Below are 11919 nucleotides of genomic sequence, written 5' to 3' on the forward strand. Positions count from 1 at the left end.
TCTTATAGATTATTATAGAAAACAAAACGCCCTTCACATTGGAGGGCGCTGTTTAATTTGTATGCACTGACTGGAACTGGCTATTGCTTAGCTTGCAGGTAAGTAATTAACTCTTTTTCTGGCATAGGCTTAGCGTACATGAAGCCTTGCACTTCATCACAGCCAAGCTGAGCTAAATAATCTGCTTGCGCTTGTGTTTCAACCCCTTCTGCAATGGTTTTTAAGCCTAACCTTGCGCCAAGAGAAATAATTAACGCAGCAATCGCCTGACAATCTTGACCAGGTAAATCTTTGATAAAGTCGCGATCAATTTTTAGTCTGTCTAATGGTAGTTTTTGCAAATAGCTTAACGACGAGAAGCCAGTACCAAAGTCATCAATTGCAATCTCAATACCAAACTCTTTAAGTTCTTTTAATGTGGTGATCACATTAGCTAGCTCATCCATAACCACGCTTTCGGTCACTTCGAGTTCAATAAACTGCGGTTTTACATCGTATTTAATAAGCGTGTCTTTTACTTGTTGAGCATAGCCTTTAACTTTAAACTGCGGTACTGAAACATTTACGGCAATACTGATTGCAAAGCCCATTGCTTCAAGGCGCTTTTGCTGCATACATGCTTGCTCTAGCACCCATTGCCCTATATCAACAATTAAACCAGCATCTTCAGCCATCGGAACGAAAATCGCTGGTGAAATATACTGACCATTACCTGATGGCCAACGCAGTAGCGCTTCACAACCTATGATTTCTAGAGTATTTAAATCAAGTTGCGGCTGAAACCAAACCTCTAATTTACGTTGTTCGAAGTCTTGACGAAGCTGTCTAATGATCCCTAAACGCCAAGCCATTTTCTCTTCCATGTCTGGGGTATAAGTCACCACCGTTTCAGCAGATTGTTTTTTAGCTTGGTTTAAAGCAATGTAACCTAGTTTTAAAGTCTCGATCCCTGCTTGCTGAAAGTCACCTTGATAACATAAGCCAATGTTAAAGTTGATTGGCAAAATATGCTCGCCAGCATTAAATGGTAAACTTAAATGCTCACGAAGTAACTCAATATCGCATTTATCAGCAGCCAACAACAAACCGAAAACATCTGCACCAATGCGCGAGATAAGCTCTGCATTAGGGTATTCTTGTTGTAGCCTATCAACAATTGCATTTAGTAATAAATTACCGATTTCTTGCCCTAAGCCATTGTTGATATCAGAGAATTGCGAAACATCAATTAGTAAAAAGACAAAGTCATTTTTGCCCGGCTGGTAGTAGCGCTCCACCTTATTCATGAAATCGTTACGATTCGATAAACCAGTTAATACATCTTTATAAGCTGCATCACGTAAACGGTTGAATAATCGAACATTATCAAGACCTACACTGACGTTCGTTAAGAATATCTCTGCAAATTGCAGTTGTGAAGGACTTGGCGTGTGCTCAGTTTCAAGGTAAATAGCTGCTTGGCGGTTTTTGCTTTTTAATAAATACGTACTGTCTACATCTGTATGCTGATGTTCACCTTGGGCTAGGCAGTTATTGACTTGCATGATAATACGGCCATCATCAAGTTGTTCAATGCCTTGACCTATAAACTCATTGTATTCAGCGCAGCCACCTAGCACATAAACCTGATTGTCATCTTCAATTGAGCCGCACAATAGCCCTTGTGGTTCGCAATCTAAAATAATCGAAAGCTGTTTAATAACCGCCATCGAAAACGCTTTAATATCAGTAAAACCAAGAATTGCCTTAGATGCATACAAAATATTATTTAAAGCACGGCTTTGAAATTCGAGCTGACAAACTTGTTCATAAGAGCGAATTGCTGTTACTAGGGCTGTGATAAGTTTACTACGTGTTAGTTCTGTTTTTGTTTTGTAGTCGTTGATATCGTATTCACGGATCACTTTTTCTTCAGGTGCATAGCCTGGTTGACCGGTACGTAAAATAATCCGCACATTGTGATTATTGAGGCACTCTCGTACCTGCTTTACAACTTGCAGGCCAGCATCATCTGATTCCATAACCACATCAAGTAAAATTACCGAAATGGAATGGTTACTTTTAAGTAATTCGAGCGCTTCTGAACCTGAATAGGCGTGGTGGAATCGTAAGCCTTTATCCCAGAACTCAACGCCAGAAAGCGCTAACTTAGTCACTGAATGTATCTCAGGATCGTCGTCGACTATTAATACGTCCCAAAACTCAGAGACAGTCTCTTCAACAAGCTGCTCCTCATCTTGGTCACTAAACAAAAAGTCGTTACTTTCTGATGCCATTAATAATTCCTTAGAGCAACCCTAGTAAAAATACCAACATTTTACAGTGATGCATAAAATTCTCTCAGTCACTTAACTATGATACATTTATTAGAACATATATAGTCATATCAGATAAATTATAGCCTAGGTTACGTATAATGTTATGAAAGATATAAAACTATTGCCCGAGGTAAAATGATAAAATTTTTTGTTTTAACTCTAAAAGCCCTATTTCTCAGTGCGCTAGTTATGCTTGTCGTTGGGCTATTACTTTCTCAACGCTATACGGTTCATAAATCAATACAGGTCACTGCTAGCAGCTCAGAAATAGCGAAACTAGTCGGTGACTTTAATCAATGGCATAAATGGCAACCATGGAAAAGCGTAGATCCCAGCATCAAGTTTACGGTTTTAGAGCCAAGCCAAGGCGTTGGGGCACACCAATTTTGGCAAAGCCGCTTCGGCGATGGCGAAATGACAATAACACAACAGAATAATGAACAACTTACTTTTAATATTTTATTTAATAAAGAGCATATAGCCCAAGGAACGATCCTATTTACAGGTGCTGGTAATGAAATAAATATTGAGTGCTCGTTACAAGGTGAAGTAAATACTCCTATCATTGGTGGCTACCTTGCATTATTAAGCCAGTATATTCTCAACAACACAGTTAAACTGGCGCTCAATAACATCAAAACCCATGCGCAGTTAGCAACAACAAACAAGGCTATTGCTCCCAATGACAGTGAAAGCGGCTCAAGCGAGAGTTAATCTTGCTAATATTATAGAAAATCAACTTGGCTACCCGATTCATAAGGCATCATCGGCTAGGATTAACCATGCGAGCGATGATAGCTACTCAGCACAAGGTCAGCAGCAATTAGCCTATCAGATTAAAACGCAAGCAAGCTTATTGGAGCGCGCTCACACTCGCCAAGAAATTCAATTTATTAAACGCCAAGAAAATATTGAAACCATCATGGCGATGGCTATGGCGTTTTGCCCGGATGTCACGGGTCAACAACAGCCCGATTTTGATTGGATAGAGCGATTTATAAGTTTATGTGAAGACACAGCTAATTCCTCAATGCAAAAGCTGTGGGCAAAAATTTTAGCAGGTGAAACAGTATCGCCAGGCACCTTTTCGATTAAAAGCCTACAAACCCTTAAACACATGACTCAACGTGAAGCAGATGCCCTTCAGCGCTGTACATCATTGTGTGGATTCAACGAAAAAGACAACAGCCACTTAATTTTACTCGGCTTTTACAAGAAACCCTCGCTGTTTGATTTACTTAGAAAAGGTAATAAGGTGTCATTTAACTTAGGGAAAACCCCTGTTAGTTTTCCTGACATTCTGACCCTAATGGATATTAACTTACTGTATCGAAAAGAAATCGAATCGGCGGTTTTAAAAGCTGGTCAAGAACTAATACTGAGCTTTATGAATCAACGCTTGGTTTTAAAAGCAAAAAGTAATGACTTAGTACTCAGTTACTATAAATTTACCCAGACTGGTGACGAGTTAAGAAAGCTAATCGCATCACCAATAAACAAAGCTTATAAGCAAATACTGGCAACATCATTAGAAGATGAATTTGAAGTTAGCTGGCAAGCTTTAAAGTAAAGCCGCCAGCTAAAAATAAATCAAAAGATTCGATTAGAAATGAACTTGAATACCTGCAAACGGGCCCGATGCATCTAAATCTGTGTAGATATCATCAATATCATCAAGTTCTAATGTCATTGAGCGGTAACCCGCTTTAATATCCATATCGATTGCTAAGTTATCAAGTAAAGCGTATGCAATACCCGCTTGGTAATCTTGGACTTTACTATCGTCGATAGCCAGTAGGCTACCTTCAAAGAAAACGCTTAAACCCGTTAATGGTAAACCAACTTCAGCACGGCCATACACTAAAGGTACGAAACCAGAAAAATCAACACGCTCAGTCGTGTTTTGGCCACCTTCTTGAGATGTACCAGTCACAACAATTTCACCATCAAATTGTTTAGCATTTACACCTAAATCAATTGAAACCAAATCATTATCAAAGATTTCGTAGTATAGAATGTAGTCGACATGCGATAAATCACTCACAGTGCCTACTTGTGTGCCTACAACGTAATCAGAACCACCAAAACTAAACGTTTCATCAAGTGTTGTATCACCATTTAACTCAAGTTCAGTGTATTTTAGTTTAATGTTTGGTATTAACGGCACTGGGTGCTCAAGTGCTGCGTAGTAGCTCGTGAACGTTTCATCATCAAATTTAAAGCTTTGTAGATTTCCATCTTGAGCAAAACTACCACTGTTATCTGATTGCCAACCATCAACACCTAGGTATAAACCTAATAATGTATCAGCTTGTGCTGTTGGAGCTAAACAGGCCATTGAAAGGGCAGCTGCTAAACAGTACTTTTTCATCATTTTATCCTTGCGCTAAAAGTTCGCTAAGTTCAATTAGAGCCGCATTGGCTCGAGAAATATAATTCGCCATGACCAGTGAGTGGTTAGCTACAAAGCCAAAGCCACTGCCATTTAAGATCATTGGGCTCCACACTGTTTCTTGCGTAGCCTCTAATTCACGAATAATTTGTTGCAGACTAACACGAGCGTTTTTCTTTTCTAAGACATCGGCAAAATCATATTCAACCGCTTGCAAAAAGTGTAGTAATGCCCACGTTGCACCACGCGATTCATAAAACACATCATCAATTTGCCACCAAGATGTTTTCACTTGGTTCTGTAAAGGAGCATAAGTTGCTTGATGAGCCGCGGTATCACCTGCTAAATCTGTATTCAAACGATCTTGACCAACACTTGCACTTAAACGCTGGCTCAAGCTGCCAAGACGTTTTTCTGCTTCTTTTAGCCAGCCACGTAAGTTATCTGCACGCGCATAAAATTGACTATCACGATCGTTCTGATCGGCAATTTGAGTGCGGTACACAACGAGTAAATCAATGCCTTTTTGATACTCAGTTTCAGCACTTGGCCATGCCCATGCTACCGAGCTAATATTAAATTGCGGTTGTGCTTTTTTTAACGCTTCGTGTTCAGTTGATTGAGACTGCGAACGGCTGAAATCTTTACGCATCGACAAGACTAAATCGCGGGTCATTTCAAGCGCGCCATATTCCCACGCAGGCATGTTATCCATCATTTCGCTCGGTGGCATCATATCGTTAGATAAATAGCCGCCAGGCTTATTTAATAATGTACTTGCTACATTGATCAACGTTGTGGTTGTTGTATAGCCTGTTACAAACTTTTCACCACGCATCTGCGCTTCTTGTTTAGCCTTACTTACAACATCCATACGAGCTGGTTCACTACTCCAGTAAACAGCAATCGCGTAAAAAATAATTAATATAATAAGTAATGCACTGGCTATTTTTCCTTTATGCTCAGACATAATATCTCCTAGTGATGTGAGTGCCCTTGACTTTTTTGTGATGCCTGTTCAGACATTTCTTGTAAAGACACAACTTTAGCTTGAGTAAAAACTCGATTGCCGTCATTAAAATATAGCGTGAGTTTGCGCTCTTGCCCTGCTTTTAGCTGCTCTTCAGGTTCAAACACCATTAAGTGATAACCACCTGGTTTAAATTCAACACTGCTGTGACCATCAATTTTTAATGATAAAACCTGTTCCATTTTCATCATGCCATCAACATGAGTATGTTGATGAATTTCAACACGACCTAAACCATCAAGCTCTGCTTTAGTTAACACTGTTGCGTGTTCACTTGGGTTAGTAATGGTCAAATAAGCAACACTTGCTTTACTGGCTGGTAAAAATTCACGTACCTGCGCGTTACTTACAGTAACTTCGGCAACATCGCTGTGGTCATGACCACTATGGGCAGATGAAAAAGTACTAAAGAATAAGCTTGCGGTAAGAAAAGAGAGTGCGGGCCACAGTTTCATTATGTTTTAATCCTTGTTAAGACATTAACTTACCCGCTAAATTTAGCATATTTTATGTATTAAGGCAGTTTATTCGTACCTTAAGCTGGCGATTTTTTGTTATCGGCAATCAACCAGCATAATGCCGCGATAAGTAAAAGTGGCCATGCAATCATTACTGAGCCAAATAAAAACGCAAGCACAACACCAATCAAAGCAACAACACCTGCGCCAAGTAGGCCAATTGTAAATAACGCCACACCTGCAACGACGGCAATGACTGCCACTATTGCACCGATGACTTCAAGCCCAGCCCAACTCATGTCAGCAATTGACAATGGTAATTGCCATGAGTCAAAGGAAACAAATGAAACTGCATCAGTGCATAGTAATAACATTGCCAAAATGATGATAGCTAACGTTTTCATGCTCTACTCCTAATAACCTTTCAATGGTAAAGTGCAATGAGCCACTAAATAACCCACGCCGATTAACAGCGGCATTTGAATAAGTAGTATGATCATGACCAAGCGTGTCGACCATACTGGGAATCCCAAGCGCGCAGCGAGTCCGCTACACACACCCGAGATCTTTTTGTTACTTAGATCACGGTACCAACGTGTCGATGTGTGATAAGTATTCATCATTAACCTCCTAAGCCGACTGCTTCATCATTGCTTTTAAATCAGCAAGCTCTTTATCGATTGCTTCATCTTTCTCAAGGGCTGCGATTTGTGCTGCTGTTGAATTTGCAGCATCACCTTGTGTAAGTTCATACGCTTCCACTTGCGACTCAATGTTTTCAACACGCTGCTCTAAGTAGTCAAAACGTGCTAATGCATCTTCAACTTTACTGCTATGCAGCTGCTCTTTTACTTTTAAGCGTGCTGTAACAACGCGTTCTTTTTGCATGTAAGTCAGCTGTTTGGCTTTTGCATCTGCAAGCTTGTTTTGTAAACGCTGACAATCCTCTGTCAATTTAGCGAGTGACTCTGCCACTTTATCCATTTCAGCTTGTTGTGCTTCGATTTCTGTCGTTAAACGCTGCTTTTCAACTAGTGCTGCTTTGGCAAGATCATCACGATCTTTACTCAACGCTTTTTCTGCTTTCGCTTGCCAGTCTGCTACTTTCGCTTGTTTCGCTGCAATTTCACGTTTCATTTGTTTTTCTTGCGTTAAAAATGTCGCAGCAGTTGCACGGCATTCAGTCAGGGCATCCTGCATTTCTTGCACGAGTAGATTAAGTAACTTTTCAGGATCTTCAGCTTTGTCTAATGCTGCAGAAAGGTTTGCCTGAATAATGTCATTTACGCGATTTAATACACCCATGTGACTCTCCTGTTGATTATTGGGTTAATACAACTAGGAGATTCCAATTCTTGTGCCAACTAATGAATAAAATAAATTTATTATTTATATACAATAAGTTAGATTAATTAAATTTAGATTCAGGCTGACTAGTGACTGAATGAAAAATAACTAATTTGACTAAATAATTAACTTTTTCACTAAATTTTAGGATCAAAAAAAGCCACAAAATGTGGCTTTTAAATAGGCTATTTTTAATAGGCTTTGTGATTAGGCTTCTGGGACAAAACTTAAAGCTTTATCCATAACAGATAAATCGGCCGCTTTACCATGGCCTTTTTCTGAAAGGTGGCGTCTGAAACCACGCGCACCAGGTTGGCCTTGGAAAATCCCCAACATATGGCGAGCAATATGCCAAAAGTTAGCGCCTTTGCTCATTTCATCTTCAATATAGTCATACATCGAGCGTACAACCTGATGACGACTTAGCGTAAAGGCTTCATCACCATAAATATTTTCGTCGACCTCAGACAAAATAAACGGATTACTATACGCCTCACGACCAATCATGATGCCATCAACATAATCAAGGTGAGCCACACTATCAGCAATTGTTTTCACGCCACCATTTAAGCTTAAGTGCAGTTGCGGATAATCTTTCTTCAACTGATAAACGCGCGGGTAATCCAGAGGTGGGATCTCACGATTCTCTTTTGGGCTTAAGCCATTTAACCACGCTTTACGCGCATGAATAATAAAGTCATCGCAACCAACATCATGACTCGCTTCAATTAAAGCACATAAAAACTCATACGAGTCTTGCTCATCAATACCAATGCGCGTTTTAACTGTAACAGGAATAGTCACTTCGGCCTTCATTGCAGCAACGCAGTCAGCAACCAGTTTAGGCTCAGCCATTAAACAAGCACCAAAACGACCATTTTGCACACGGTCAGACGGACAGCCAACATTTAAATTTACTTCATGATAACCGCGCTCTGCTGCTAACTTTGCACACTTAGCCAACGCTTCAGGATCTGAGCCACCAAGTTGCAATGCCACTGGGCCTTCATGCTCATTAAAATGTAAGTAATCGCCCTTACCAAATAATATAGCGCCGGTTGTCACCATCTCAGTGTAAAGCACAGCATGCTTAGTCATTTTGCGGTGAAAGGTTCGACAGTGACGATCAGTCCAATCTAACATGGGTGCCACGGAAAAACGGCGGTTTAATGTCGTTGTGCTCATAACATGGCCCCTTTAAAGATCAATGCATTTACTTGCAACTTAAATTACCTAATACGATTAACGCTTAATATAGCGATGACACATACCTTTAGGCATGCACCGAAATGAAAAATTGCAGCCATTATACCACCGAAGCTAACTCCCGGCATGGCTTAATCGAAGATCAGATGATGAAAAGAGACGAAGAAGTGTACTGCAATCTCACTTCTTTGAAGAATAAGCAAAAATGGAAAGGTTACATCTTCACTTCATTTAGAAGATGTTCAAGATTTTGGCCCGTAAGCTCTAAAACAGTAATTTCGAGCTCTTTGTAATCCTCATTTTTCAGGTTAACTAGCTTAGCACCAACAGCAATTCGTGCGATTTTCTCAACGGGGTCTATTTCTACAATTTCAATTGATGCTCGCGTGTCGTGATCTTTTGATTGCACATAATACTCGCTAAAGAAGGTACCATCAGCACGGACATTTGGATTACTGTCAGACACAGACTGCAGGAGCGTGCCTTTCTTTAAATCACTTTTACGAAGTGAGAAGCTATATTCTGCCACATTGGCATGACCAACAATTACAGTTACGGCGCTTTCACCATTAATTTTAAAATCATGGTCTGTTACTTCGATGACTTTTAGCTTACCACTATCATAGGTCGGCTCCATGCAAGCACCTAAACTAAAAATCAGAAAGACAGATAAAACAACGTTTTTGATTAGCATTCTTTGTTCCTTAAAATTTATATTGCCTTCTTTAAAGTTAGATAAAAGAAGGCAATTATTCAAAATTTAAATCACTGAAAATGCACTTTAAATTAAACTACGCGACGACACTTAAACCAAAATAGTGAGCAATACCACCTAAGATATTAGTCACCGCCACTGACGATAGAATTAAACCCATCACCCGGCTAATGATACTTGCGCCACTATCGCCTATTAACTTATGAACATGCGTAGCAAGTAGTAGTAAAACCAACACAATTACTAATACCAAAAGCATGATTGAGGAAGTTATAAGCTGTTCATACCAAGTGTATTCGGTATTTCGGGTCATTAGTACTGCACCAAGCATGGCACCCGGACTGGCAATAGAAGGAATCGCCAAAGGAAAAATAGCGGTTTCAGTGCTATCACGAACGCTTTTTATCTCGGTTTCAGGTTTACTTTCACCAAATATCATCGACAGTGCAAAAAGTAATAGCACAATTCCTCCGGCAATCTGAAACGCCGAAAGAGGAATGTTAATCGCGTTTAAGAGTAGCTCACCTGCAACAACAAAAAATAATAAAACCAGCGCCGAAACGCCAACCGCCTTTAAAGCAACTTTACGTTTGAACTTAGCATCATCCCAGCGCGTAACAGCAATAAAAACGGGAACTGTGCCTATTGGATCGATTACCGCAAAAAAGAAAATGAATGCCGCTAGCAATTCACTCATTAATCAAACTCCCTAAAAACGTGTTAGCGAATAAAAACACTGCAACTACAATACAGTATGTTAGTATATCACGGTAGCGTAAGGATAAGAGAAGATGAATATAGAATCACTCGTCAGTAAAGCAAAACAAGTATGCGATAATCGTGGTGCTCGTTTCACACCCATCCGTGAAAAAGTATTCCGCCTATTAGCTAGTGCGCAAGGTGGTGTGGGTGCTTATGACCTATTAGAACAACTTAAATTAACTGAATCAGGCGCAAAACCAGCCACTATTTATCGAGCGCTCGATTTCTTATCGGAACTTGGCTTTATTCATAAAATTGAAAGCACCAACTCATTTATGCTGTGCCATCATTTTGATCACATTCACCCTGTACAATTATTAATTTGTGATAGCTGTGGTTATGTAAAAGAATTACATTCAACAGTAATTTCTCATGAACTTAATAACTTAGCTGCAGAAAGTGGATTTATTGTCTCTGGACAAACAATCGAAGCGCATGGTAAATGCGAAAAATGCAAAGAATAAGTGCGGTGTTTGAAACAACCACTACACTTAAAGTATGATTAACGGCATTTCGAAACCTAAGGGAAAATAAATAATGAATGTGGAGTTCATCAACCCTTTTTTATCATCATTATTAAATGTATTGAGCACTATGGCTCAAACAGAATTAAAGCCGGGTAAACCTAGTTTAAAGAAAGACGAACTAGCCCGTGGCGATGTATCAGGTTTGATTGGTATGGTTGGCCCACAAACTAAAGGTTCACTTTCAATCACCTTTGATGAAAATCTAGCTCTGACCATTATGGAAAGAATGCTAGGTGAACGCCCTGATACGGTAAATGAAGAAGTAACCGACATGGTAGGTGAAATTACTAACATGGTAACAGGTGGCGCAAAAAATCTACTTGGCGAAAAAGGCTATGAGTTTGATATGGCAACGCCAGTTGTAGTGTCTGGTAAGGGACATACAATTGCTCATAAATGTGAAGGCGCCAAGGTATTAATTCCATTCACGTCAGCTGATGGTAACGCCAATATTGAAGTTAGCTTTGATAAACTATGAGCTGGCAGCAAAAAACCATTCAATTGAAGCCTCGCTCACGAGGCTTTCACATCATTGATGACGAGCTACTTCGGCAACTTCCAGAGATAACACAATACAAAGTCGGTTTATTACACCTGTTCATTCAGCATACGTCTGCAAGCTTAACTATTAACGAAAATGCAGATCCTACAGTTAGAATGGATATGGAAAGTCACTTCAATCATTTTGTGCCAGAACGACAAAGTTATTACCGCCATGATTATGAAGGTGATGACGACATGCCTGCCCACATAAAAAGCAGTACTTTAGGTGCTGAACTCACTATTCCAATTAACCAAGGCCGTTTAATGCTTGGTACCTGGCAAGGTATCTATTTAGGCGAACACCGAGATCATGGCGGTGTAAGACGCATTGTCGCGACGATTCAAGGTCAGATCTAAAACTAGCTGTAAGCTGTAAGCTGTAAGCTGTAAGCTGTAAGCTGTAAGCTGTAAGCTGTAAGCTGTAAGCTGTAAGCTGTAAGCTGTAAGCTGTAAGCTGTAAGCTGTAAGCTGTAAGCTGTAAGCTGTAAGCTGTATGATCTGACCCCGATAAAGTAGACACGGGGTTTAATTAACTTGTTCGTACTGCATGGGACTTTTATACCCTAGGGTGCCATGCCTTCTTACTGAGTTGTAGTATTTTTCAATATAAAAATACGTTTG

Annotated in this window: 16 protein-coding genes; 5 read left to right on the forward strand and 11 right to left on the reverse strand. The window is 39.9% G+C overall.

Annotated features, from left to right (window positions below):
• Positions 1 to 80: 80 nt before the first annotated feature.
• On the reverse strand, positions 81 to 2276 hold the full coding sequence (locus L1266_RS17930) for a bifunctional diguanylate cyclase/phosphodiesterase (protein WP_054554152.1): 2196 nt from the start codon (positions 2274 to 2276) through the stop codon (positions 81 to 83).
• Positions 2277 to 2453: 177 nt separating this feature from the next.
• Between L1266_RS17930 and L1266_RS17935 the strand changes: the two genes are divergently transcribed.
• Together L1266_RS17935 and L1266_RS17940 are read left to right on the forward strand one after the other, a co-directional pair.
• A complete protein-coding gene (locus L1266_RS17935) occupies positions 2454 to 3032 on the forward strand; it encodes an SRPBCC family protein (protein WP_235373534.1) in 579 nt (192 codons plus the stop codon).
• Positions 3001 to 3888, forward strand: coding sequence for a TIGR03899 family protein (locus tag L1266_RS17940; RefSeq protein WP_235378046.1), 888 nt, complete (start codon positions 3001 to 3003; stop codon positions 3886 to 3888). The genes L1266_RS17935 and L1266_RS17940 overlap by 32 nt, the downstream gene beginning before the upstream one ends.
• A 33-nt stretch (positions 3889 to 3921) precedes the next feature.
• Here L1266_RS17940 and L1266_RS17945 read toward each other — a convergent pair whose 3' ends face one another.
• From L1266_RS17945 to L1266_RS17985, 9 genes are all read right to left on the reverse strand, one after another.
• Positions 3922 to 4689 carry a TIGR04219 family outer membrane beta-barrel protein gene (locus L1266_RS17945; protein ID WP_138601926.1) on the reverse strand — a complete coding sequence of 256 codons (768 nt, stop codon included), beginning with the start codon at positions 4687 to 4689 and terminating at the stop codon, positions 3922 to 3924.
• Positions 4690 to 4693: 4 nt separating this feature from the next.
• The gene (locus L1266_RS17950; RefSeq protein WP_235378047.1) at positions 4694 to 5680 is read right to left on the reverse strand and encodes a DUF2333 family protein; all 987 of its coding nucleotides are present in this window, start codon (positions 5678 to 5680) and stop codon (positions 4694 to 4696) included.
• A gap of 8 nt (positions 5681 to 5688) precedes the next feature.
• A complete protein-coding gene (locus tag L1266_RS17955) occupies positions 5689 to 6195 on the reverse strand; it encodes a copper chaperone PCu(A)C (RefSeq protein WP_166339589.1) in 507 nt (168 codons plus the stop codon).
• 80 nt (positions 6196 to 6275) lie between these two features.
• The gene (locus L1266_RS17960; protein ID WP_054554146.1) at positions 6276 to 6602 is read right to left on the reverse strand and encodes a hypothetical protein; all 327 of its coding nucleotides are present in this window, start codon (positions 6600 to 6602) and stop codon (positions 6276 to 6278) included.
• Positions 6603 to 6611: 9 nt separating this feature from the next.
• Positions 6612 to 6818, reverse strand: coding sequence for a PspC domain-containing protein (locus tag L1266_RS17965; RefSeq protein WP_166339652.1), 207 nt, complete (start codon positions 6816 to 6818; stop codon positions 6612 to 6614).
• 10 nt (positions 6819 to 6828) lie between these two features.
• Positions 6829 to 7503, reverse strand: a complete 675-nt coding sequence (locus tag L1266_RS17970; protein WP_166339599.1) for a PspA/IM30 family protein — start codon at positions 7501 to 7503, stop codon at positions 6829 to 6831.
• Between the two features lie 249 nt (positions 7504 to 7752).
• Positions 7753 to 8730 (reverse strand): tRNA dihydrouridine(20/20a) synthase DusA, encoded by a 978-nt coding sequence (gene dusA, locus L1266_RS17975; protein ID WP_082389307.1) that lies wholly within the window; start codon positions 8728 to 8730, stop codon positions 7753 to 7755.
• Positions 8731 to 8965: 235 nt separating this feature from the next.
• Entirely contained in the window at positions 8966 to 9445 is a 480-nt protein-coding gene (locus L1266_RS17980; protein WP_138601919.1) for a hypothetical protein, read from the reverse strand.
• A 97-nt stretch (positions 9446 to 9542) separates the two neighbouring features.
• A complete protein-coding gene (locus L1266_RS17985; RefSeq protein ID WP_138601917.1) occupies positions 9543 to 10163 on the reverse strand; it encodes a MarC family protein in 621 nt (206 codons plus the stop codon).
• A 94-nt stretch (positions 10164 to 10257) separates the two neighbouring features.
• Between L1266_RS17985 and L1266_RS17990 the strand changes: the two genes are divergently transcribed.
• The 3 genes from L1266_RS17990 (at position 10258) to L1266_RS18000 (ending at position 11655) form a co-directional block, all read left to right on the forward strand.
• On the forward strand, positions 10258 to 10692 hold the full coding sequence (locus tag L1266_RS17990; RefSeq protein WP_054554141.1) for a transcriptional repressor: 435 nt from the start codon (positions 10258 to 10260) through the stop codon (positions 10690 to 10692).
• 73 nt (positions 10693 to 10765) lie between these two features.
• On the forward strand, positions 10766 to 11233 hold the full coding sequence (locus L1266_RS17995) for a chemotaxis protein CheX (protein WP_054554140.1): 468 nt from the start codon (positions 10766 to 10768) through the stop codon (positions 11231 to 11233).
• A complete protein-coding gene (locus L1266_RS18000) occupies positions 11230 to 11655 on the forward strand; it encodes a secondary thiamine-phosphate synthase enzyme YjbQ (RefSeq protein ID WP_054554139.1) in 426 nt (141 codons plus the stop codon). The genes L1266_RS17995 and L1266_RS18000 overlap by 4 nt, the downstream gene beginning before the upstream one ends.
• A 168-nt stretch (positions 11656 to 11823) precedes the next feature.
• Here L1266_RS18000 and L1266_RS22440 read toward each other — a convergent pair whose 3' ends face one another.
• Positions 11824 to 11904 carry an IS3 family transposase gene (locus L1266_RS22440; protein ID WP_366035313.1) on the reverse strand — a complete coding sequence of 27 codons (81 nt, stop codon included), beginning with the start codon at positions 11902 to 11904 and terminating at the stop codon, positions 11824 to 11826.
• Positions 11905 to 11919 lie beyond the last annotated feature (15 nt).

Origin of the sequence: Pseudoalteromonas sp. Cn5-37 (genome assembly GCF_021532495.1) — a bacterium.
GTDB lineage: Bacteria > Pseudomonadota > Gammaproteobacteria > Enterobacterales > Alteromonadaceae > Pseudoalteromonas > Pseudoalteromonas simplex.